Here is a 22802-nt window from a genome sequence, read left to right as displayed (position 1 = left end):
CGTTTTATCGGGGCAAGATCACGCTGGGAAATATTATCCATAAGCGGGGCGGAGAATTTCTTGCAATACACAGCGCAGAGCAAGCCGGACTGATGATCGGTAATACCCCACCTGCGGATTATTTATTACTCGATATCAACTGGCTGCGCGGTTCCCTGCTGACCAGCCTGCAACAAGGCATTTTTCGCGGCAGGCTGATCGTGCTGGTGCCTCCGGGCTACGACAATGAGTTACCCCAATTACCAGCCGAACTGCAGGCCACCAGCCTGACCCGCCCGGTCGCGCCGGCTGATCTCGACGCCGTCTGCGGTGGGCGGACTCCGGAACATAATGCGCACATGAGCACCGCTGACAGCAGCAGCCGTTTTCCTTTATGCACTCCAGACGGACGCCGTCATCATGTTCTGGTTGTGGATGACAATGCTATTAATCAGGAGGTTGCCTGTGGCCTGCTGGAAAGCATGGGATTTGCTGTCGACAGTGCTGACAACGGCATGGCGGCTCTGGAAAAACTGCAACAAAGCAGCGACGACGAACCTTTTGATCTGATTCTGATGGACTGCCAGATGCCGGTTCTTGATGGCTTTGCCGCAACGAAAAAAATCCGCGCGGGTAATGCCGGTGAACGCTACCGGTCAATCACCATTATCGCCATGACTGCAGGGGCAATGGCCGGTGACAAAGAGAGCTGTCTGTTGTCCGGAATGAATGATTATCTGAGTAAACCTATCGATATAAACAGTTTTCAACATGCTCTCAGTGCCTGGCTGACGCCCGGTGAAGAAAAACAGCCACCCTCCAGGGAGGATAATATGAGACAGGCAGACAATCTTATGCAGAATGACGACAGGCTTCCGGCTGAGGTCAGCAGCCAGACAGTATGGGACCGTGCCGGCGCCTTACAGCGTCTGATGAACAGGGAAAGTATTCTGATCCGGGTCGTGGAATTATTTATCAATACATCCGGAGAAACGCTGCAGGCATTGCAGGATGCGCTGGCGGCACAGGATATCAGCAGTATTCAGGCACAGGCGCACACGCTGAAAGGCGTGGCCGGAAATATTGGCGGTATGCAGTTAATGGCACTCAGTGCATTGCTGGAACAGGCAGCCCGTGAGCAGGATAACAGCCGCCTGCAAAGTCTCAGTCAGCATCTGACGCCTTGCTACAACACGCTGATGGAATGCCTGCAGGAAAATCAGTCGGCATAAATGCTGCCGACTCAGAGACACGCGGTTAAAACACCTTAGGGCCTGCGGCCGGTGTTTTTGTCCTGCGCCGGCCCGCTGTGCTGTTACTTTTTCCCGCAGTACCTGCCCTGCTGACGCTCTTTTTTCCCGTGCTGTATTTGCGCCTGCCTGCAGTATTCGCAGCACTTCCCGCTAACCCCGAAAACTGCACACTATCGGCTGTCAGCGCCAGGCTGATGAGGTGCTGCAGCTGCTCAGTAAGCGGCTGCATAAAGGCCGTATAATTCAGACTTTTATGGGCAATATCCTGTAATTGTTTTTCCCACTGCGCTGTCATGTCCGGTCTTGTGGCTGCTTCTGGCAGCGCATTAATCAGCGCTTTCCCCAGAGCAGTAGCGCGGATACTTTTGCCCTCACGCTGCAGAAACCGGCGCTTAAATAACAGCTCAATAATACCGGCGCGGGTTGCTTCTGTTCCCAATCCATCGGTTTCTTTCAGAATGCTTTTCAGCGCCTTGTCCTGCACAAAGCGGCCGATACCGGTCATCGCTGCCAGCAAAGAGGCATCGGTAAAATGTGCCGGTGGCTGGGTGTGTTTTTCCTGCAGCAAAGGTTCTCCGCTCCACAGCATCTGTCCTGCCGTTAACGGCGGCAATGGTGCTTTGGCGGTCGCCTGGTTTTCCCTTTGTGGCAGTAAGACTTTCCAGCCCGGCTTCAGGGTTTCACGCTCACTGGCGGTAAAATGTCCACCACTGATGGTCAGGCTGATTCTGGTATCGGCGTATTCATAATGCGGAAAAAACTGCAGCAGATACTGGCGGGCGATCAGCGCATAGAGTTTTTGTTCACTGCCGCTCAGCCGTCCGCCAGGCAGTGCTTTGGCGGTTGGAATAATCGCATGGTGTGCCCCCACTTTGGCATCATTCCAGGCCTGATTGCGGATTGAGCTGTCGGCCTGAGCGCAGGCCGAAGCCAGTGCTTCGCTGTGCGCACTGATAGCGCTCAGAACCTGCTGACGCTGGGCAAAGTGCTCCTGTGGTAAGTAACGGCAGTCGGAGCGCGGGTAGGTAATTAACTGATGCTTTTCATACAGGCTCTGTGCTCCGTCCAGAACCTGCTGCGCACTCATGCCCAGCGCTTTGGCGGCATCAATCTGCAACGCCGATAAATTAAACGGCAGCGGCGGCGCCTGCTTTTTTTCTTTACGCTCAACCTGTTCAACCTGCGCCGGTTGCTGACGGATACGGGCAGCGACATTGGCGGCCAGCTTCGGATTCAGCACCCGGCCTTCCTCATCCTGATGCGCGGCACAGGCATCGCTCGGCTGCCAGTTGGCGTAGAAACTCAGGGGGGACTCTGCCGTTAAATGAACAGCTGCCTGCACCTCGTAAAAAGGTTTGCTGATGAAGTCAGCTATTTCCTCATCACGGCGCACCACCAGCCCCAGTACCGGCGTCTGCACCCGGCCAACGGATAACACGCTGTTAACTCCGCCCTGACGACCTTTTATGGTGTACGCGCGGGTCAGGTTGATGCCATACAACCAATCGGCACGGGAACGCGCCAGCGCCGACACCGACAGCGGAATAAACTCCTGATTAGAGCGCAGCTGCTGCAGTGCCCGGCTCACCGCCTGCGGGTTTAAATCACTGATTAACAGTCGCTGCATTGCCTGGCGTTTGGCGCCGGGCACCTTCAGGAATTCAATAACCTCGTCCACCAGCAGCTGGCCTTCACGGTCCGGATCGCCGGCATGTACCAGACTGCCGGCTTCTTTAACCAGCTTGCGCAGTACACTCAACTGCTTACGGGTTTGCGCTTTGGCCTGCAGTTGCCACTGCGCAGGTACAATCGGCAGATGATCGAGCCGCCACTGTTTAAAAGCCGGATCGTAAGCATCCGGTTCTGCCTGCTCTAACAGATGGCCAATACACCAGCTCACCACGTCGCCGTTGGCGGCACGGATAAATCCCTCGCCCTTACTGTGTGGCTTGGGCAGCACGGCGGCGATGGCACGGCCAAGGCTGGGTTTTTCGGCAATAATCAGGCGCATGGAAATAACTGTATTTTTATACAGCACTCATCATAGCCGAGCCCCTGTTCACGTGCCAGCGCCTGCGCGTATTGCCGGGCTCTTTTAACAAAACGCTCAGTACAATATTTGATCTATGCTGAAAACAGCCCGTTTTTCAGGATAAATCCTATGCGTAACAGTATCCGTAAACAGATGATGCTCGCCGTCGGTGGCACCATTCTGGTGCTTCTTGCTTTGAGTGGCATTTTTACTTATGAGCAGGCCCGCAGCAGTCTAGAGCAAGCCATCGGTGAGCGCATTCAGGTAACCGGTGAACGTGCCAGCCGCTACGTCAGCAGCTGGATCAATAATAAAGGTCAGGTCTTAAGTGGCACCGCCAAAGCATTAATTAATGGCGACCGTATAACGGTGATCGAACAGGGGCTGACATCCGGTGACTATATGTTCCTCTATCTGGGCACCGACAGCGGCGAAATGATCATGCGTCCGGATGATGAATTACCAGTCGATTACGATCCGCGCACCCGCCCCTGGTATCAGCAGGCGATGGCAGAAAAACGCCAGGTTCTGACAGCGCCTTATGTTGACGTTACCACCAACGAATTAATCGTTACCTTTGCCGAGCCGCTGCGTGGCGGAGTGATCGGTGGGGATATTTCTCTCGAAGCCATCGTAAAAGAAGTACTGGGTATCGAGCTCGGAGACAGTGGCTATGCTGCCCTGCTCGACAGCAAAGGCGATTTTATGGTCCATCCGGATCAGAAGCTGCTGGGTAAAAATGTTTCAGCCCTTCTCGGCAACGGTACACAACTGCAGCTGAATAAAATCCAGCAGGCCAGCTTTAATCAGCGCAATAGTCTGGTCGGGCTTTACTCCATCGACGGTACTGACTGGCGTCTGCTGCTGGTGATGGATAAGGCCGAAGCCTTTGCCAGCCTGGCGACCCTGCGCTGGTCAAGCATGCTGATTGGCATTCTGACTATCGTGGTGGTAACCCTGATTGCCGGCATGATTATCTCTTACCTGTTACGACCACTGGTCGTGCTTAACAGTGCGATGTCGGACATTGCTCAGGGCGAAGCCGATTTAACCCGTCGCCTGCAGGTGACCCGGCACGATGAAATTGGCGCACTGAGCAACTCATTTAATGTCTTTGTTTCATCCATCCATGAACTGGTTTCCCAGAGCCGCGACTCTTCCCGCGAACTGGATGGCATTGCCAAATCTGCACGCGAAAATGCCGAAAACAATAATCAGGCGGTGCAGTTGCAGCAGAATGAAATCAGTCAGGTTGCGGTAGCTGTTAACGAGCTGTCTTCTACCTCATCCGAAGTCGCGACCAATGCTTCTGATACGGCCAATGCTGCACAAAGCGCCACCGCGGAAGGTAATAAGGGCATTCAGAATGCGCAGGAAAATAAACGCCGCATGGATGGCTTATCGCAGCAGATGGACAGCGCAACCGAGGTGATTAATCAGCTCGACAGTCAGGCGCAACAGATTACCGGTATTCTCGCGACGATTCAGGGCATTGCCGAACAAACCAACTTACTCGCTCTGAATGCCGCCATTGAGGCTGCCCGTGCCGGTGAGCAGGGCCGTGGTTTTGCCGTGGTTGCCGATGAGGTTCGCACCCTGTCCCAGCGTACCCACGAAGCCACAGGCGAAATTCAGGAAATGATCGACAGCCTGAAACACCACAGCCAGAATGCCGTGGGTATTATGGAAACCAGCAAACAGCTGACCGCCGAAACCGCCGGCAGCGCCATTCAGGTGACCGACAGTCTGACCGCGATTGCCGATGCGCTTAACGATATTTCCAGCCGTTCACAGAGCATCGCCAATGCCTCGCGTGAGCAGCATGCCGCCACCGAAGAAATCAGCCGTATTGCCACCGCCATTCAGGCAGCGTCGGATGATCTGGCGGCTAACGTTGAGCAGGCAACCCAACAGTCTCACCAGCTGCATACCCTGAGTCACGATATCAGCTCAAACCTGTCGCGTTTCCGCGTCTGAGCGTTATAGCAGGCCATTATCAATGGCCTTCAGCACCGCCCGGGTGCGGTCGCGTACATTCAGTTTGGCCAGAATAAAGGACACCTGATTGCGCACCGTGCCTGTCGATTTATGCAAGGCTCCGGCAATTTCCTGATTGGTATAACCTGCCGCCACCAGCCGCAGAACCTGCAGCTCTATCGCTGTCAGTGGCTCATCGGCCAGGCTGGTGCTGCTGTCAAACTCCAGCTCAAGGCGGTGCTCACTGATCTTACTCGTCACCGCCGGCTGTACCCATTGCCCGCCCTGATGCAGGGTTTCGATGGCGGCCAGCAACTCATCCAGCGCCACGTCTTTACGCAGATAACCACGCCCCCCCCGGCGCATACATTCCAGCACCAGCTCATGGTCATCAAAGGTGGTCAGAACCAGGACCGGTATATTGCAGCGCCGCTGGTGCAGTTCTGCCAGTAATTCTGTGCCGCTCATATTCGGCATACGGATATCCAGCAGGATTACGTCCGGCTGATGCTCTTCAATGGCCGCCAGTCCCTGCACTCCGTCGCTGGCTTCGGCCACCACCCGGCACAGCGGGCGCAGATGCAACAGAGTGCGGATGCCTTCACGCACCAGTTGCTGATCCTCAATCAACACCACATTGATCATATGAGCAGTCCATTATCCCAGGGCAGGGTCAGTGTGAGTTTTAAACCATGCAGGCCACATTCCCAGTCGCAGCGGCCACCGATATCCTGCGCCCGTTCCTGCATGCCACGCATGCCATTACCGGGCACCGGCAGCTGCCGCAGCCCGCCGTTATCTTCTACCGTAAGCTGCAGGCTGGCGCCCTGTTGCCGCAACAGGATAGCCGCACGACTGGCCTGGCTGTGGCGCAGAATATTGGTCAGCGCTTCCTGCGCACAACGCAGTATCACTTCGGCGCAGTGCACATCATCAATTATCAGACCCGGCTGAATCTGCAGCCAGACCCGCGGACGCGGCACCGCTTCCAGCAGGGAGGTCAGCGCCTGACGCAAATCCAGCCCGCGCCGTTCACGGAATTCAGACACCGCCTCGCGCATATCACTGAGCAACAGATGAGCAATAGTTCCGGCGCGGTCAATGGCGTGATCCCGCGGTTGCGCTTCGGTATGGCGGGCAATCTCCAGCTGAATACTGAGTGCCGCCAGATGGTGCCCGAGCAGGTCGTGCAATTCGCGCGCAATACGCAAACGCTCATCGCGCTTGCTGGCCGACGACAGCAGGCTTTGCGTGGCTTTCAGCTCACGCACCAGCTGCGAGGCATATTCCCGCGCCTGCTGTTCCGCCTGCAGGGTAAAACAGATGTACAGCGCAAAGAGGTTAAACAGCGCATAGAGCACGGTGTTGATCAGCACAAAGTCCTGATCAAACAACAGCCCCTGATACAGGCCCACCAGCAGCGGCACCAGCAGCGCGGCCAGCAGGCAACTGCGCCAGCTGAAATAACGCGGTAACTGCGCAATCACCAGAATCCACAACACCGCACAGATGCCGCTGCCAAACAGCAACATCAGCAGCAGGGCACTGACCATTGCCAGCCACAACCAGACTGGCGGGCGCCGGGCCTCACGCCATGGAGGCAGACGTGCCAGCACATTCGCAACCAGATTCAGCAGGAACAGACCGCTTGTCAGTGCAATCCAGGCGGGGGTCGCCGGCACCCGGGTAACGGCCTCCACCTGGCCCAGCCAGAGGAAGATCAGCGCCGCAGCCAGAAAGCCGATGGTCAGTGCCGCCAGAATAATATCGGCGGCAATAATGAGGTTGGGTTTGATTCTGTTCACGGCCGCAGTGTGCCAGAGGCGCTGCCGTTGCTGAATAGGGCAAATGTCATCTTCTGCCTGTCGGCCCGGTGCCGCCGCACGTCTGTCGTGACATTTGCCGCCGCACGTCTATCGTGACATTTGCCACAAGGCAGCGCTGCCCCGCCACTCTAGCATCGGTTACCACTGACCGGCGGAGCGACGTATGAATCAGGTTATCTATCTTTTATTCACCTCAGTCAGCTGCAGCCTGTGCATGGCGCCGCTGAGCCCGGCGCTGTATGCCAATGAAACGGCTCCGGCTGAATACTGGCAGCTGGAATATGGCGCCGGCACGCTGCAGCGCTCAATGCCCTGGCAGCAGGCGGAGAACCAACATTTTAATTTTCCGCTGCTGTCAGCCCGGCGCGGCAACTGGCGCCTGGGCGTCGACGGCGCCCTGCTGCAGTATCAGTGGCAGCAAAACAGCCTCAGCCTGAGTACTGGCATCGGTTTGCGGGATGAGGTGTACGATAGCCGCTTATGGGGCAAAGCCGACAGCAATGACCCGGTATTTGATGGCTATCGCAGCGATGGAGGCGATACCACCTTTCAGCTGCGCGGCGGCTGGGGCTGGCTGAATGCTGGTGTCGAGCAGGACATTTCTTCGCACTCCGGCGCACTGACCGCCGATGCCAGCATCACCCTTCCCCTGTTTTATCTGCAGGGCGGTACGCGCGCCCAGCTGCTTGCCGGTACACGCTGGCTGAGCGAATCTTACAGCCGCTATGTATATGGCATCAGCCCGGAACAAAGCAACGCACTGCGCCCCGAATACCAGCCGCAGCAGGCGTTTAATCCGCAACTGACGCTGCAGGCGCTGTGGCCCATCAGCCCGCAGTGGCTGCTGCGTCTGCGCTGGCAGCAGGAGTGGCTGGACGACACCCTGCAGGACAGCCCGCTGGTCGGCCAGCCGGTCAGCCGTCAGGCAATGCTGCTGCTGAGCTGGACCACGCCATAAACCTGCTCACTGTTCAGCCGTACGGTGCACACATACCCGGTCACCGTAGTAGTTGTCGGCGTAGTTACAGATCTGAATCTTTGCGGTCTGCGCCACTGATGCAGGGGCCGCTTTTTGCCCATCCTGATGACTGCCAAAAACCTTGCTGACCATATTTTTTACCTGTTTCATTGCGGCTGGCCCTCCAGAGCCTGTTGTAATAGCCCCGAGATTACGCACTCACAACAAATAGCCGAAATCGTATTTTCAAAAGATCCTTATTGTATTTTTCTATCAAACTCACCATCACGGTACAGATACCCACAATGACCGGAAATTCTATATCAAAAAAAATTGATATAGATTTCCTGTGCGTCTAAACTGCGCAGCATGAACACCGCGACCCCCTTATCTGAATTACCCGCAGCGACAGAAATGAGCCTGCAGCAATTGGCACAGGCTGCAAAAGCCGCCGGCGACCCGTTGCGTATGGGAATTCTGCAATTACTGGGTCAGGGCGCGTTTGGTGTACTGGAGCTGTGTCAGGTGTTTGGCATCAAACAGTCCGCGATGAGCCATCACTTAAAGGTGCTGGCCCAGGCCGGACTGGTAAGCAGCCAGCGTGAGGGCAACAGTATTTTTTACCGCCGTCCGCTGCTGACCGCCAATGGCCACTGGAGCCTGTGGTTAAAGTCGCTGTTCAGCGCCATCGATGCAGCAACGTCCGAGCTGGACAGCGGCGCGGTTGAGCAGGTGCTGAGCGAGCGCGCTGAAGCCTGTGCTGAGTTCTTTGCCCGCCATGCCGGTGAGTTTAAAGAGCAGCAGGATCTGATCGCGTCCTGGGATCAGTATGGTGATGCCCTGACGACCATTCTTGCCTCCCTGACCGGACAAGCAGGAAAAGCGGTGAGCACTGGCTACGCTCTGGAAATCGGTCCCGGCGAGGGGGCATTTTTACCCCAGCTGGCACGCCGTTTCAGTGCCGTAACGGCACTGGATATTTCGCCGGACATGCTCAGCAAGGCGCAGCAGACCATCAGCCGCGAAGCGCTGCAGAATGTGCACTGTGTGTTGGGCGACACCAGCACATTGCGCGCGCAGCAGGACGGCCAGTTTGATTTTGCCGTCGCCAATATGGTGTTGCACCACGTGCCGGCACCGAAAACTATTTTCACCGATGTCGCACAGCTGTTGCGCGATGGCGGTACTTTGCTGGTCACCGATCTGTGTCGTCACGATCAGGTCTGGGCCAGAGAATCCTGCGGCGATCTGTGGCTGGGATTCGAACCGGCGGATTTATCCGCCTGGGCGCAGGAAGCTGGTCTGAGTGAAGGCCAGAGTCAGTTTTTAGGTTTAAGGAACGGGTTTCAGATCCAGTTCCGTTTGTTTTACCGCGCAGCCGCGAACGGCCAGAAATAACAGCCGGACGCCTGCGCGCTAACCATTATCAAGAGGGCTTACCATGAGCGAATATTCCATTTTCACCTCCGAGTCGGTGTCTGAAGGCCACCCGGATAAAGTTGCCGATCAGATTTCTGATGCCGTACTGGATGCGATTATTGCCCGCGACCCATACGCCCGCGTTGCGGTTGAGACTCTGGTAAAAACCGGTATGGCTGTGGTCGCCGGTGAAGTGACCACCTCCTGCTACGTTGACCTCGAAGATATCGTGCGTGAAGTCATCACCGGTATTGGCTACAACAGCTCTGACGTTGGTTTTGATGGCCAGACCTGTGCCGTTCTGAATGGTATTGGTAAGCAGTCTGTGGATATCAACCAGGGTGTTGACCGTGCCAAACCGGAAGATCAGGGCGCCGGTGACCAGGGCCTGATGTTCGGCTACGCCACCAACGAAACGCCAAACCTGATGCCTGCACCGGTGTATTACGCTCACCTGCTGGTACAGCGTCAGTCCGAATTACGCCGTAACGGCACTCTGCCGTGGCTGCGTCCGGATGCCAAATCTCAGGTCACCATTAACTGGGAAAGCGGTTCACCAAAAGTGGATGCCGTTGTTCTGTCTACCCAGCACGATCCAAGCATCAGCCTTGAAGACCTGCGCGCAGCGGTGCTGGAAAACATCATCAAGCATGTACTGCCGGAAGAGTGGCTGCACGAAGGCACCCTGTATCACATCAACCCGACCGGTAACTTCGTAATCGGTGGTCCGGTTGGCGACTGTGGTCTGACCGGCCGTAAGATCATCGTTGATACCTACGGCGGTATGGCCCGTCACGGTGGCGGTGCATTCTCTGGTAAAGACCCATCCAAGGTTGACCGTTCAGCCGCCTATATGGGCCGTTATGTTGCCAAGAACGTGGTTGCTGCAGGTCTGGCTGACCGTTGCGAGATCCAGGTGTCTTATGCCATCGGCGTGGCTGAGCCAACCTCTATTTCGGTAAACACTTTCGGTACCGGCAAAGTCTCTGATATTGAGCTGGCGAAAATCATCCGCTCAGTCTTCGACCTGCGTCCATACGCCATTCAGAACCAGCTGGAACTGCTGAACCCGATGTATCAGCTGACCGCTGCTTACGGCCACTTCGGTCGTGAGCCGTTCGAAACCAGCTACAGCTACAAAGAAAATGGCGAAGAAAAAACCAAAACCTTTACCGCTTTCACCTGGGAACGTACTGACAAAGTCGACGCCCTGAAAGCAGCCGCCGGTTTATAAGACACTAATTTTTCAGGCCGCCGGCATCCCCCGGCGACCATTTTGAGGACGTTATTATGACAACCTTCACCGATTATAAAGTTGCCGATATGGCGCTGGCCGACTGGGGCCGCAAAGAAATCAAAATCGCTGAAAGCGAAATGCCGGCGCTGATGGCGCTGCGCCGTAAATACAAAGAGTCTCAGCCATTAGCGGGCGCGAAGATCATGGGCTGTATTCACATGACCATTCAGACTGCGGTACTGATTGAGACTCTGGTCGATCTGGGTGCCGAAGTACGCTGGTCTTCATGCAATATTTTCTCTACTCAGGATCACGCCGCTGCGGCGATTGCAGCAGCCGGTATTCCGGTATTCGCCTGGAAAGGTGAAACCGAAGAAGAATTCCTGTGGTGTATTGAGCAGACCATTCTGTCGGAAAAAGACGGCAGCACCCCATGGGATGCCAACATGATTCTGGATGACGGCGGTGACCTGACTGAGATGGTTCACTCCAAGTATCCGGCCATGCTGAACAGCATCCACGGTATTTCTGAAGAAACCACCACCGGCGTGCACCGTTTGCTGGAAATGCTGGCCAAAGGCGAGCTGAAAGTACCGGCCATCAACGTTAACGATGCCGTAACCAAATCCAAGAACGACAACAAGTACGGCTGCCGTCATTCCCTGAACGACGCCATCAAACGTGGTACCGATCACCTGCTGTCCGGTAAAAAAGCACTGGTTATCGGTTACGGCGATGTGGGTAAAGGTTCTGCTGCATCCCTGCGTCAGGAAGGCATGATCGTTAAAGTCACCGAGATTGATCCGATCTGTGCCATGCAGGCGTGCATGGACGGTTATGAAGTTGTATCCCCCTATGTCGGCGGTATCAACACCGGCAGCGCAGAAGGCATCAACAAAACCCTGCTGGCCAACACCGACCTGCTGGTGACCACCACCGGTAACGTCAACGTCTGTGATCAGTACATGCTGGCGGCACTGAAGTCCGGTGCTGTGGTGTGCAATATCGGTCACTTTGATAACGAAATCGACACCGCATTTATGCGTAAAAACTGGGAGTGGGAAGAGATCAAACCCCAGGTGCATAAGGTTTACCGCGATAAAGCCTCTGACGATCACCTGCTGCTGTTGTCTGAAGGCCGTCTGGTTAACCTGGGCAACGCAACCGGTCACCCGTCACGCATTATGGATGGCTCGTTCGCCAACCAGGTTCTGGCACAGATTTATCTGTACGAGCGTAAGTTCGCCAGCATGATGGAAGCGGAAAAAGCGGAAAGCGTGTATGTGAAAGTACTGCCGAAGAAGCTGGACGAAGAAGTTGCCCGTGACATGGTAGAAGGCTTCGGTGGTGTTATCACCCAGCTGACTCCGGATCAGGCGAAATACATCAACGTACATGTTGATGGTCCGTTCAAGCCGGAAGCGTACAAGTATTAATAACAGAACGGGGGCTTTGCCCCCGGCCTGAATAACCGCTCAACAGACGGCCAACAGCCGCAGAATACGAGGTCAGCATGACCACTTTAAGTTTTGAATTTTTCCCGACCCAGACCGACGAAGGCACCAGCAAACTGCTCGCAGTGCGCGATGAGCTGGCAGCGTTTGATCCGGAATTTTTCTCGGTAACTTACGGCGCCGGTGGCTCCACCCGTGACCGTACCTTTGCCATGGTTGAGGCCATCCAGCAACGTGGTATCGCCGCTGCACCGCACCTGTCCTGTGTCGGTGACAGCACCGCCGATCTGCGCGATCTGCTGCAACGCTATCAGGCACTGGGCATTAAACGCATAGTGACCCTGCGTGGTGATCTGCCATCCGGCTCCGGTCTGGCCAGCAGTGAGCTGCGTTACGCCAACGAACTGGTGGAATTTATCCGTAAGGAAACCGGCGACCATTTCACCCTTGAAGTGGCGGCGTATCCGGAGATGCACCCACAGGCCAGCAGCTTTGAAAAAGACCTGCAAAACTTTGTACGCAAAGTGAAAGCCGGCGCCGACAGTGCCATTACCCAGTACTTTTTCAACGCCGACAGCTACTTCCATTTTGTTGATCGTGTACGTGCGATGGGCGTCGATATCCCGATTATTCCGGGCATTATGCCGATCACCAATTACAGCAAGCTGGCACGTTTTTCTGACAGCTGTGGTGCTGAGATTCCACGCTGGATCCGCAAGCAGCTGGAAGCCTACGGCGACGACAGCGACAGCATTGTGAAATTCGGTGAAGAAGTGGTTACCGACATGTGCCGTCGTCTGCTTGATGGTGGCGCACCGGGTCTGCATTTTTACACCCTGAATCAGGCTAAACCCAGCCTGGCAGTATGGAAAAATCTGGTCTGATGCTTTCCGCTCAGCCGCATGCGGCTGAGCTTTCCCTTTTTCTGTGCGGTTAGGATACACTCTGCGGCTGATCCGAGGAGTCAGCATGAAAATCGCCTTCTTCGCCGCCCGGCGTGTCCATCAGCAATATTTTAATCGCCTGAGCAGCTGCCTGCAGGAGCAGGATATCGACGCCTGCGTTATCTGGCACAAACTGCTGTGGTGCGACCTGCGCTGGCTCGGCCAGATTCCGGGACAACGTGCTGAACTGGCAACCATTGTTGATGACCACCTGCGCGAAAAAAAGAACAGCCGTAAAGGCCGCAGCCGCAGTGCTGATTACTGGCGTTATTTCCGCCGTGTGAAACTGGCCGAAGCATATCTGCTGTTTGCTGTTTATCGCCAGGCACTGGCAACCAGCCAGGCGACTCATATGGTGCTGTGGAACGGCCTGAAGTTCCGCCAGCGTATTGTGATTGCCGCCGCTCAGTCACTCGGCATTAAGGTTCTGGTCATGGAAAATGGCCTGCTGCCGGGAATGACCACACTTGACGCTCTGGGGGTCAATTTCCTTAATTCGGTGCCTCGCGATCCGGCCTTTTTTATTGCCCGCTCCGGTAACAGCAATCTGCAGCCCAGCCCCGTGTTTGAGCGTCCGGAAGATCTGCCCGAACACTATATTTTCATTCCGTTTCAGGTGAATACCGATAGTCAGGTGGTGCTGTTTTCCCCCTGGCTGCAGGATATGTTTGCCCTGACCGAGGCCCTGCTTGCTGCCGAAAAAGTGCTGGGCGAAAACATGCCGGATGTGGTGCTGAAAACTCACCCGTCTTGCGATCAGGATTACACTGAACTCGCCCGGCAACTGAGTACGCAATCGCAGAAAATTCAGTTGCGCTTAACTGGTGACACTCAGGCCATGATTGCCCATGCCGATGCCGTAGCAACCATCAACTCTACGGTGGGTATCGAGGCGATCATCGCCAATATCAATACTCTGGTGCTGGGTCAGGCATTTTATAATCTGCCCGGTCTGACACTGAGCGCACAAAGCCAGAACGAACTCGAACAGCAACTGCCCAAGTTGGCGCAATTCAGCCCGAACCCAACAGTGCGTCAGGGATTTCTGCATTACCTGCAGCACAGTTATCAAATTCCCGGACGCTGGCAGGAAGCCGACGACGCGCATCTTCAGGCCGCCTGTGCGCACCTGTTGCGCGAGGTAAAAGCCCTTGGCTAAACACCTGTTTCTGGCCTCCACTCCGTTTAATGTGCTGACCGCAGCCATGGTTGCCTTCGAGCTGCCACAAGGCGATATGGCCGAGCTGGGCCTGATTGATCAGACCACGACTACCGCTGCCTTCCGCGATGCTTTATTGCAATGGCAAAACAGCCCTTTCACACGCATAAGCGTACTGTCGGAAAAAGCATCCGACAAAGGCAAGCGCCAGCAGCGCTTGGCCGCCTTCCAGCAGATTCAGCAGCGATTAAGCGAACTGCAACCGGACTGGATCTATACCGGCAACGACCGCCGCATTGAATTTCAGTTTGCAATGGCACACAGCACCGCCCGTGGCGTGTATCTGGATGACGGCACTTACAGTTATCTGGGACGCAAAACGCACTGGCTGAAAGATCAGGTGCTGGACAATATGGCCAAGAAACTGGCTTACGGCTGGTGGTGGAAACAGCCACCGGCCATCGGCGCTTCAGCCTGGATTGATCACTCGATACTGGCATTCCCGGATTCCGCCCTGCCGATTCTACAGAACAAAGCCTGCAAGCCTCTGCCAAATAATCTGCAGCGTGTGGAATTCGCGCAACTGGCGCAGATCTGCCTCGGCGACCAGCCCCTGTCACTGAACACCCTCGATGGCTTACTGTTACTGCCGCACAGTTCGGTGATGTCCGACCAGCAACAGGCGCTGGGACAGTGGCTCGATAATTGTGGTTCCGACATCGCTTACAAACACCATCCGCGCACCAGCAGCGAACTGCAGAGTACTGAAATGGCCACCAGCCACTGGCAATTGCCCGCGCGGGCATGGGCGGTACCTGCTGCTATTCCGATGGAAATGCTGTTACCCCTGTTGCCACAACACTGTAAAATCAGCGGCGACGTATCCACCGCGTTACTGACCGCCAAATGGCTCAGACCTGAGCTGGATGTCAGCGCAGCGGTGCGGGCAGATACCGATGCCAGCTGGCAGCAACTGCTGACCACACTGGGTATCCGCCTGACAATATCCAACTGAATAACAGCGCTGCAGAGCGGCGTTATTAACGGCTAACACGAAGACCATTATGTTGCATAAAACACTGCAGTACTGGACACACCGCCTGACCCGCAAAGGCCCGATCCGTTTGGCGATGACGCTGCTGGTGCGTAACGAAATCGATATTATTGAAGACAATATCCGTTTTCATGCAGCGCAGGGGGTCGATTGTTTTGCGGTAATGGATAACGGTTCGACCGATGGTACCCGCGAACGGCTGGAATCCCTGAAAAGCGAATTTGACCTGCACGTGATCGACCAGCCGGCACAGAACTACCAGCAGGCTTTATGGATGACACAGCTGGCAGAGTACGCACGCACAACGCTAAAAGCCGATCTGGTGATTTCCAACGATGCCGATGAATTCTGGCTCGCAGCCGAAGGCACAACCTTAAAAGATCACCTGCGCACCGATGATTCTGTCGTCACACTCAAGCGCCGCAATATGGTGCTGACCGAAGAATGCCTGCAGCCCGGTTACCACTACAGCCAGGCGCAGTTCGCGGTAAAAAACCCGATTCTGTACAGCTCTGACACCCAGATTAATGACACCGCGGTTTCTATGCTGCTGGTAAAAATCAGTCCGAAAACCATCGTTAATCCACACGGCCTGATTAAGCTTAAAGGTGGCAACCACCGCGCCAAGCATGGCTGGCGCTGGATTAATGCCCGCGAAGAAAGCGGCATTGTGGTGTACCACTATCCGATCCGCAATTATGCTCAGTTCGAAGCCAACATCATCAACCGCCAGCGCCTGCTGCGCGACACCAATGCCCGCATGGGCGATCATTACCGGCGCTGGGTAAAACTGTATGAACAGGGTTTACTGGAACAGGAGTTCGGTAAATTCATTCTGTCGGCCAGTGATATTGAAACCACCAACCGTATTGGTCTGACAGAAAAATGTCCCGTCATTGCCAACGCATTTGAACACTGCCTGAACCGTCCGGCCTGAGCATGGGACTCTTTGTCCTATATTGAATACTGATGTAACCGCACACAACTATGGCAAACCGCGTTAAAATAGCGCTTTATCCGGATTCGTCCATGGATGGTAACGCTTATGGCGCAGGGAGTGTCAGTGACAAACATCAGAGAAACCATGCTTAACCTCAAAATGCCCCGGGCACCATTATTCTGGATTGCCCTGCTGCTGCTGCTGCCTCTTGCCCTTGAGCTGACGTACTCAGACTTTGTCCGCGAAGGTGAATATAACTCGCGTATCGGCTGGTCATTTATTCTGGCGGCACTGGCTTATCTGCTGCAAAAACGCCGTTTCATTGCGTTGATACTTCTGCCCTTTGCTATCAGTGGCAGTCTGGATATTGGCTATGCAGTATCCTTTGGCGGAGTGTTTACCACCGCGACTCTGGAGGCGGTTGCTTACACCGACAGCAGCGAAGTTTCTGAATTTGTTGCTGCCTATTCCTCCATGACCCTGACCTCCTGGCTGCTGCTGCACTGGAGTATTTATTTTCTGGGCCTGCGCTTTATGCGCCCGGCAGAAGGAACCGGCAGCAGAACCCGCCGTGTCACGATGGTACTTGGCTTTATTCTGATCGCCGTCGTTGCCTACCGCACGACCGTAATGGGACGTTTTCACGATACGATTCCCGGCGTCCTCGGCACCGTGCCTTCTTACCTGAGAGGCAGTGTATCCCTGCAGGAAGAATTCGAGCGGCGCCAGACAATGCTGCGAGAAACCGACATCAAAGCTGTGCTGAAAGAAACTCAGCCACAGACTCATATCTTTATTGTTGGTGAATCCGCAAGCCGCAACCACATGGGTATTTATGGTTACCACCGTAATACAACGCCATTCTTAAGCAGCATTAAAGATGAACTGGTCGTATTCGATAACGTCATCAGCAGCCATGCCCAGACCCAGGCATCACTGCGTGCAGCCCTCACTGCAGCAAGTGCCGATCAGGGCGATCAGTACCGTGACGCGCTGAGTGTTATCGATATTGCTAACCTCGCAGGTTATGAAACCTGGTGGATTTCCAACCAGCAGCCGCTGCGCGCAACCATCGCCTCTATCGCCCATCAGGCCGATCATCCTTATTACATCAGCAACGACTTCAATGGTGTAGAAGTAAACCGTTATGACACTTTTATGCTGAACCGGATAACCGAAGCTCTGACGAACCCGGCACCACACAAGGCGATCTTTATTCATATGATGGGCAGCCATGCTCAGTATAAAAACCGTTATCCGGATGATTTTTCAGTCTTCAAGGATTCACAGGTCAGCGCCTATACAGAACAACCGGACCAGGGGGTTATCGACGTTATTAATGAGTATGACAACTCAATTCTGTTTGCCGATTTTTTCCTGCAGCAATTATTCTCGCTGGTTAAAGAAAAACAGAATGACGCACTGGCAACCATCACCTACTTCTCTGACCATGGCGAAGAGGTTTATCAGCAGGCAAACCTGAAAGGACACAGCCCGGATAACCTGACACCTAACATGTTTGAAATTCCTTTTGTGTTCTGGTCATCCGATCAACAGCGGATAACCAGCTACAGAACGCATAAGAGCAGCCCTTTTATGCTGGACAGCTTTTATCATTATGCATCTCAGGTGATGGCTATAGATTCCGCCAATGTAAATCCGGAAGCCGGGCTGATTTCGGACCAGTATCAGCCGCCCGCTGTACGCATGGTTTATAAAACCGGTTATGATACGCAGCTCAGAAATAGCCGATAATCTGACCAAATCACTGACTGCGGGGCACTATGAGTACAGAGAACAACACTTACCGGATTGGTGCCCTGCTTGGCTCACTGAATGGTGCCGGAGCTGAGAAAACCATTCTGACTCTCTGTACCCGCTTTGCAGAACTGGGGCATAAAGTTGATCTTGTTACCCTGACAGCGCATGCAGACTACCCGTTGCCCGACAATCTGAACCAGATCGTCCTCAGCACTTCAAATAAAAAGAAGGCCCAGCCTGAGCTGGAACGTATTACTCAGGAAGGTAACTATGATTTTTTTGTTACTTCCAAACCAGAATTTTACGATGCCATTCAGGCAAAGAAGAAAGTCTGTTCGGTGCATATAACTCCGACCGCCTGGATTACAGATCCGAAATGGAAGTTTCTGAAACGCGCATCAAAAATTCTGCGCCTGCGCCGGCGCTTCCGTAACAAGCAACTGATTGCACTGTCGCAGGGCATCAAAGACGATCTGGTGAATAATCTGGGTTGTCAGGCGGATAACATTACCGTTATTCCCAACCCTTACCAGATCGAAGAAATCCGCTCACTCGCAAGTCAGGATGGTCCGCTGCCGGATGGCGATTATATTGTCTATGTAGCATCACTGAACAAACGAAAGCGCCAGCAGGATCTTATCCGCGCATTTCAGATGATGAATGCACAAAACCTGAAGCTGGTACTGGTCGGCAAAGGTAATGATGAGCAGCGGCTGCGGTCTTTCTGTGAACAGAATGGCTTGCAGGATAAGGTCCAGTTCTGGGGCTGGGATGCGAACCCCTATCGTTTAATCGCCAACGCCCGCCTGTCACTGCTGGCATCTGAAGCCGAAGGCCTGCCACGGGTTCTGGTTGAATCCTTGATTATAGGCACGCCGGTTGTTTCAACCGACTGCCCTTCCGGACCTAAAGAGGTTCTGACCGGCGATCTGCAACCCTATCTGGTGCCGGTGGGTGATGTCGCCGGACTGAGTCAGGCGATGTCCCGGGCATTGAACCAGTATCCCGAACTGTCCAGCCTGGATGTCAGCCGCTATGCGGTAGAGTCCGTTGCCAATCAATATTTAAAGCTGGTTTTCAGCGGCAGCACAGCCTGAAAGACGCGCTGGCTTAACGCCACTGTTTCCTCGGCAGATATAAAACCAGCAGCATAAACAGCCATGCTCGGGTAATTTCGTTGCCTACACTCTTTGCTCAGGAAATCAACAGATCCGAAAGCATTCCGTATTCGTACAAAGCGAATTAATTCTGATTCCGTACGTATAGGTCAGGTAAGACTCTGAATATCTGCAGAGAAACATTTGCCGCTCGCCAGCCCGGACAGGTAGACTGCAGCGCTAACTGTACATGGACCCCGTATGGCTAACTCAGTTTACTTCGCATCAACAACTCTCCACCTCTATACCGCCGCAGCTATCGCTGCCGGACGTCCCGGTGAGGATGCTCATCTGATATTCATCGATCAGCCCGAGGGGAAACCGTATGCGCTGTACGATATTGTCCGCAATTGGCCCGGTTCCCCTTTTTCTTCTGTCAATTTGTACTATGGCCGTTTTCCCGGCCTGCTGAATAAACTGAAAAGACGCAGACAGCTGTTTAGCACCCTGAAAAGTAAACTGGCCGAATTGTTACCGGAACATATATTTGTCGGCAATGACCGCCGTATTGAATTCCAGTTTGCTATGCACGCGGCCACAACCCTTGGTTGCAATCCTGTTGGTCATTATATGGACGAGGGAGTATTCACCTATGTGGGCAGAAAAGCCTCCCGTTCATTCAAGGACATGATCATTGATAATTTTATTAAAAAAATCAGCTATGGTATGTGGTGGAAAAATCCTCCAACCATCGGCGGTTCCGACTGGATAAGTTATATACATCCGGCTTTTCCCGACCTGGTACATCCGTTATTACGCGGGAAGCATATAACACCGCTTGATGCTTCCCGTTTCAACAGCCCGGCCATGCTGGAGCTGTCAGAAACGATGATGCTGAATAACGGAGTTGAGCCAGCCGCTCTGGCAGAGATAGATACTTTTGTCACACTGCCTCATGAGTCATTATTTGAGCGAGACCCGGACTATAAGAAACGCATCCTCGCTATCATCCGGCAACAGAGCACACAAGGTAAGCGGGTTGCCGTCAAATACCATCCCCGTAATAAACAGCCGGATCCATTGTCACTCGCAGCTGAAGGTGTTTGCCTGTTACCTTCTCAGGTCAGTTTTGAGGCTTTGCTCCCCTATTTGTCAGATCAATGTGAAGTGTGGGGCGATTTATCTTCAACAATGGTCATGGCACGCTGGCTCCGACCGACCTTAAAAGTGACAGCATTTACTTCTGAAAAGCCTGATTTCTACAAACTGTTTGAAAATATTGGCATTACTACAATGGAAGCCACCTCTCATCCTGACCAGCGCTGATACACACGGTGTATTGGCGCTCTTTTTATCATGACGCCTCTTCTCTTATAACATCGCCACTATAGTAAAACTTACATATTTGCAGGAACAGAATGACATACGTTAATGACTATATGACCAGCCCATTTAAAAATCTCTGGCGCGATATTTCTGCTAATCCTCTGTCTTATGTTATTGCATTATTTGTCGCAATTTTTTTGATCGCACAACCCATCAAAAAATCAGTAGCAACCGACGTCAGCATTGTACTCTGGATTCTTGGCTTAATTGTTCTGATATCCGGCAAAGTAAAAATCCGCACTCTGGCGCCCTATCGTAAAACCATCCTGGCAGGTTTTGCTTTTTTCTTTGTGGCATTGATGTCATTACTGCTGTCGGACTACCCGGCAGGCCTGCAAACTCTGGAACCTGAATTTCGTCTGCTGTTACTGCCGTTGATAATCGCCGGTATTTATTTCTCAGGCTTCCGCACCCAGCAGCTGGTATTTTCCCTGCTTCTGGGCAGCATCAGCTATGCTTGGATCACCTGTGAACAATCGGGAGGGCTACAGCTCTTTCAGAGAGCCTTTGGAAATGAAAATTCCGTCGGCTTTGGTAATGGTGCTTTTTTGCTGGCAGCGACTTCAGCTTACTTTTTACTGTCATGCTGGAAAAGCAGTAAGTTTTTTGCAATAACAGCTGCAATTGCGGCCATTCTGTACCTGTATTCTGCAATAGCCTCAGGCACCCGCGGGAGTTTTCTCGCAATTCCGCTGATTTTTACTTTTTTTATTTTTCATTTCAGGAACCTGAAAGTAACGCTGGTCAGCCTAGCAATCTTCACTCTCCTATCCACTGCTGTTTATTATTCACCACTACAATCCGGCATTGATCGGGCAGTAAAAAACGTAACCAGCTACGTTAAAGGTGAAAGCAACAACCAAAACTCTACCGGTGCCAGATTGGTACTCTGGGAAACCGCAATCTGTATGGCCAAAGAGAAGCCTGTGTTCGGTATTGGAACGCATCAGTTCCGCCCAGCAAGCCAGGACCAGAGCTTAGGTTGCGATTACGACACAGGGGGAGGACGCTATTTTGTTCAGGCCCACAGTCTGTATTTTAACACTCTGGCTACTATGGGACTGACAGGCCTTACTTGCCTGATGCTGTTTGGTTTTTTCCTGTGCAGGGAAAGCCTGAATGTCCGGCCTGACTATCCACACAAATATGCGGTGGTGATTATCACGCTGACAATCGCCGGTTATTCCTTAACCGTCGATGGGTTCTTTATACGATTTATTGCTGAAAAACATCTGACGTTACTGGGAGTAATGCTCGGTATTATGTTGCATGGACAGCAGAAGGCAGCGTTACAACGTTAATCCCGGCATCCTGCATAGCACTCAGGAGACTCTCCCGCTGATATTGATTCTGAATGGGAGAGCTCTCTGCACCAACAGCATAACACCGGATGGATGGATCAATCAGACGGGCAGTAAAAAGAGCTGTACTGTTGCAGGAAATAACATAACGGCAGCCAAGCACAGCAATCATTTCCTCAATACAGAGGTAAGGACCGGAAACCGGTTCCATCCCATCTGTTCTGAACTCTGCTGTTACAGCGCGAGGGTGAGGAGCATAAAAAATACGTTGCGGCTTCAATACACCAAGCAGGCTATGTATCTCAGCAGTAACTGTGGCGACAAAGTCATGATTGGCCTGATGATAGGCAAGAAAATTTTGTCCGATAATCATTGCGCTATCAGATTCACCTGTCTTTGAAAATTGTACAGGAAACTCTATATAACGCTCTTTATCCGCACAATAACCCGTATTCAGACCATTAAACGAATAAATAACATCAACCCACTCAGAATCTGCCCCAAGCTCGTCGCCGTCATATTGCAGAACGCGGTAGCCCGGCGCCAGAAGCCTGAGTTTCAGACTCCACTTTTTTAAATTCTTACGGCAGGCGGCAGTGATATTACTGCTGAAGATATTTAATGCACCATCCGGTAACAGTGCGACCTTGCCGAGTTTCTTTCTCCTGAACTGAGCAGTCAGAACATTGTTATAAATATCGTCTATACGGGGGATATATAAAACGCAGGAATCACTACCCACTGAAAGAGATTCGGCAACATTCAACACTGTGCGGGTATTTTCCTTAATAAAACGGATCTTACCCAGCAGACCGCCGTGGTGATTCCGGTTCAGCAAGGTCAGATTTTCTTTTCCCCGTTCAGTTGCAGCACTCAGCAACTTATCCGATGTCACAAAGTAATAAGCGACATCGTTACCCGCTGATAAATACTGGTGCTCTATCGCCATCGCTGCCAGTAACTGCAGTTCAGTCTCGACGATAAAAAGATGCCCTGTCATATATAAACCATATCCAGTATTCGTC

At 53.3% G+C, this 22802-nt stretch carries 19 protein-coding genes; 14 read left to right on the top strand and 5 right to left on the bottom strand.

Going from position 1 to position 22802, the window contains the following annotated elements; all coding sequences use genetic code 11:
* Positions 1-1211, top strand: a 1211-nt coding sequence (locus B3P58_RS05140; RefSeq protein ID WP_286716398.1) for a response regulator, incomplete at its 5' end; no start/stop codon positions are given.
* Between the two features lie 25 nt (positions 1212-1236).
* Here B3P58_RS05140 and B3P58_RS05135 read toward each other — a convergent pair.
* Complete coding sequence (locus B3P58_RS05135) at positions 1237-3243, bottom strand: DNA topoisomerase III (protein ID WP_286716397.1); 2007 nt, start codon at positions 3241-3243, stop codon at positions 1237-1239.
* Between the two features lie 150 nt (positions 3244-3393).
* Between B3P58_RS05135 and B3P58_RS05130 the strand changes: the two genes are divergently transcribed.
* Positions 3394-5241 (top strand): methyl-accepting chemotaxis protein, encoded by a 1848-nt coding sequence (locus B3P58_RS05130; protein ID WP_286716396.1) that lies wholly within the window; start codon positions 3394-3396, stop codon positions 5239-5241.
* Positions 5242-5244: 3 nt separating this feature from the next.
* Here the strand turns inward: B3P58_RS05130 and B3P58_RS05125 are convergent, their stop codons facing one another.
* Positions 5245-5886, bottom strand: a complete 642-nt coding sequence (locus B3P58_RS05125) for a response regulator transcription factor (RefSeq protein ID WP_286716395.1) — start codon at positions 5884-5886, stop codon at positions 5245-5247.
* Positions 5883-7046, bottom strand: coding sequence for a sensor histidine kinase (locus B3P58_RS05120; RefSeq protein ID WP_286716394.1), 1164 nt, complete (start codon positions 7044-7046; stop codon positions 5883-5885). Before B3P58_RS05120 ends, B3P58_RS05125 begins: the two co-directional genes overlap by 4 nt.
* Before the next feature lie 184 nt (positions 7047-7230).
* Here B3P58_RS05120 and B3P58_RS05115 point away from each other — a divergent pair, with 184 nt between their 5' ends.
* On the top strand, positions 7231-8025 hold the full coding sequence (locus B3P58_RS05115; protein ID WP_286716393.1) for a MipA/OmpV family protein: 795 nt from the start codon (positions 7231-7233) through the stop codon (positions 8023-8025).
* A 6-nt stretch (positions 8026-8031) separates the two neighbouring features.
* On the opposite strand, the gene B3P58_RS05110 is transcribed toward B3P58_RS05115, so the two are convergent.
* Positions 8032-8196: a hypothetical protein gene (locus tag B3P58_RS05110; protein WP_230331086.1), complete on the bottom strand. Its 165-nt coding sequence runs from the start codon at positions 8194-8196 to the stop codon at positions 8032-8034.
* A gap of 198 nt (positions 8197-8394) precedes the next feature.
* Between B3P58_RS05110 and B3P58_RS05105 the strand changes: the two genes are divergently transcribed.
* The 11 genes from B3P58_RS05105 to B3P58_RS05055 all read left to right on the top strand — a co-directional run bounded on the left by B3P58_RS05105 (position 8395) and on the right by B3P58_RS05055 (position 21777).
* A complete protein-coding gene (locus tag B3P58_RS05105) occupies positions 8395-9423 on the top strand; it encodes an ArsR/SmtB family transcription factor (protein ID WP_286716392.1) in 1029 nt (342 codons plus the stop codon).
* Between the two features lie 43 nt (positions 9424-9466).
* Entirely contained in the window at positions 9467-10678 is a 1212-nt protein-coding gene (gene metK / locus B3P58_RS05100) for a methionine adenosyltransferase (protein ID WP_225691456.1), read from the top strand.
* 56 nt (positions 10679-10734) lie between these two features.
* A complete protein-coding gene (gene ahcY / locus B3P58_RS05095) occupies positions 10735-12117 on the top strand; it encodes an adenosylhomocysteinase (protein WP_145466876.1) in 1383 nt (460 codons plus the stop codon).
* Between the two features lie 77 nt (positions 12118-12194).
* Positions 12195-13019 carry a methylenetetrahydrofolate reductase [NAD(P)H] gene (gene metF, locus B3P58_RS05090; protein WP_145466878.1) on the top strand — a complete coding sequence of 275 codons (825 nt, stop codon included), beginning with the start codon at positions 12195-12197 and terminating at the stop codon, positions 13017-13019.
* Between the two features lie 85 nt (positions 13020-13104).
* Positions 13105-14238 (top strand): hypothetical protein, encoded by a 1134-nt coding sequence (locus tag B3P58_RS05085; protein WP_230331085.1) that lies wholly within the window; start codon positions 13105-13107, stop codon positions 14236-14238.
* The gene (locus B3P58_RS05080; RefSeq protein ID WP_286716391.1) at positions 14231-15253 is read left to right on the top strand and encodes a hypothetical protein; all 1023 of its coding nucleotides are present in this window, start codon (positions 14231-14233) and stop codon (positions 15251-15253) included. Before B3P58_RS05085 ends, B3P58_RS05080 begins: the two co-directional genes overlap by 8 nt.
* Before the next feature lie 49 nt (positions 15254-15302).
* Positions 15303-16229, top strand: coding sequence for a glycosyltransferase family 2 protein (locus tag B3P58_RS05075; RefSeq protein WP_286716390.1), 927 nt, complete (start codon positions 15303-15305; stop codon positions 16227-16229).
* 126 nt (positions 16230-16355) lie between these two features.
* Positions 16356-17987, top strand: a complete 1632-nt coding sequence (locus B3P58_RS05070) for a phosphoethanolamine transferase (RefSeq protein ID WP_286716389.1) — start codon at positions 16356-16358, stop codon at positions 17985-17987.
* Between the two features lie 29 nt (positions 17988-18016).
* Positions 18017-19090, top strand: a complete 1074-nt coding sequence (locus B3P58_RS05065) for a glycosyltransferase (RefSeq protein WP_286716388.1) — start codon at positions 18017-18019, stop codon at positions 19088-19090.
* A 261-nt stretch (positions 19091-19351) separates the two neighbouring features.
* Complete coding sequence (locus B3P58_RS05060; protein WP_286716387.1) at positions 19352-20416, top strand: polysialyltransferase family glycosyltransferase; 1065 nt, start codon at positions 19352-19354, stop codon at positions 20414-20416.
* A 92-nt stretch (positions 20417-20508) separates the two neighbouring features.
* Complete coding sequence (locus B3P58_RS05055; RefSeq protein WP_286716386.1) at positions 20509-21777, top strand: O-antigen ligase family protein; 1269 nt, start codon at positions 20509-20511, stop codon at positions 21775-21777.
* On the opposite strand, the gene B3P58_RS05050 is transcribed toward B3P58_RS05055, so the two are convergent.
* A complete protein-coding gene (locus B3P58_RS05050; RefSeq protein WP_286716385.1) occupies positions 21737-22777 on the bottom strand; it encodes a hypothetical protein in 1041 nt (346 codons plus the stop codon). The genes B3P58_RS05055 and B3P58_RS05050 overlap by 41 nt on opposite strands.
* Positions 22778-22802: the final 25 nt, after the last annotated feature.

The sequence above is a fragment of the Thalassolituus sp. UBA2009 genome (assembly GCF_002335285.1).
Lineage (GTDB): Bacteria > Pseudomonadota > Gammaproteobacteria > Pseudomonadales > Oceanobacteraceae > Venatoribacter > Venatoribacter alkanivorans.
The sequence above is the reverse complement of the archived record's forward strand: the minus strand, read 5'-3'. Positions and strand labels throughout refer to the sequence as shown.

Coding starts and splice junctions, on each gene's coding strand:
- metK (WP_225691456.1), top strand. CDS start 9,467: ATGAGCGAATATTCCATTTTCACCTCCGAGTCGGTGTCTGAAGGCCAC.
- B3P58_RS05110 (WP_230331086.1), bottom strand. CDS start 8,196: ATGAAACAGGTAAAAAATATGGTCAGCAAGGTTTTTGGCAGTCATCAG.
- B3P58_RS05085 (WP_230331085.1), top strand. CDS start 13,105: ATGAAAATCGCCTTCTTCGCCGCCCGGCGTGTCCATCAGCAATATTTT.
- B3P58_RS05125 (WP_286716395.1), bottom strand. CDS start 5,886: ATGATCAATGTGGTGTTGATTGAGGATCAGCAACTGGTGCGTGAAGGC.
- B3P58_RS05065 (WP_286716388.1), top strand. CDS start 18,017: ATGAGTACAGAGAACAACACTTACCGGATTGGTGCCCTGCTTGGCTCA.
- B3P58_RS05075 (WP_286716390.1), top strand. CDS start 15,303: ATGTTGCATAAAACACTGCAGTACTGGACACACCGCCTGACCCGCAAA.
- B3P58_RS05060 (WP_286716387.1), top strand. CDS start 19,352: ATGGCTAACTCAGTTTACTTCGCATCAACAACTCTCCACCTCTATACC.
- B3P58_RS05055 (WP_286716386.1), top strand. CDS start 20,509: ATGACATACGTTAATGACTATATGACCAGCCCATTTAAAAATCTCTGG.
- metF (WP_145466878.1), top strand. CDS start 12,195: ATGACCACTTTAAGTTTTGAATTTTTCCCGACCCAGACCGACGAAGGC.
- B3P58_RS05105 (WP_286716392.1), top strand. CDS start 8,395: ATGAACACCGCGACCCCCTTATCTGAATTACCCGCAGCGACAGAAATG.
- B3P58_RS05135 (WP_286716397.1), bottom strand. CDS start 3,243: ATGCGCCTGATTATTGCCGAAAAACCCAGCCTTGGCCGTGCCATCGCC.
- ahcY (WP_145466876.1), top strand. CDS start 10,735: ATGACAACCTTCACCGATTATAAAGTTGCCGATATGGCGCTGGCCGAC.
- B3P58_RS05115 (WP_286716393.1), top strand. CDS start 7,231: ATGAATCAGGTTATCTATCTTTTATTCACCTCAGTCAGCTGCAGCCTG.
- B3P58_RS05050 (WP_286716385.1), bottom strand. CDS start 22,777: ATGACAGGGCATCTTTTTATCGTCGAGACTGAACTGCAGTTACTGGCA.
- B3P58_RS05130 (WP_286716396.1), top strand. CDS start 3,394: ATGCGTAACAGTATCCGTAAACAGATGATGCTCGCCGTCGGTGGCACC.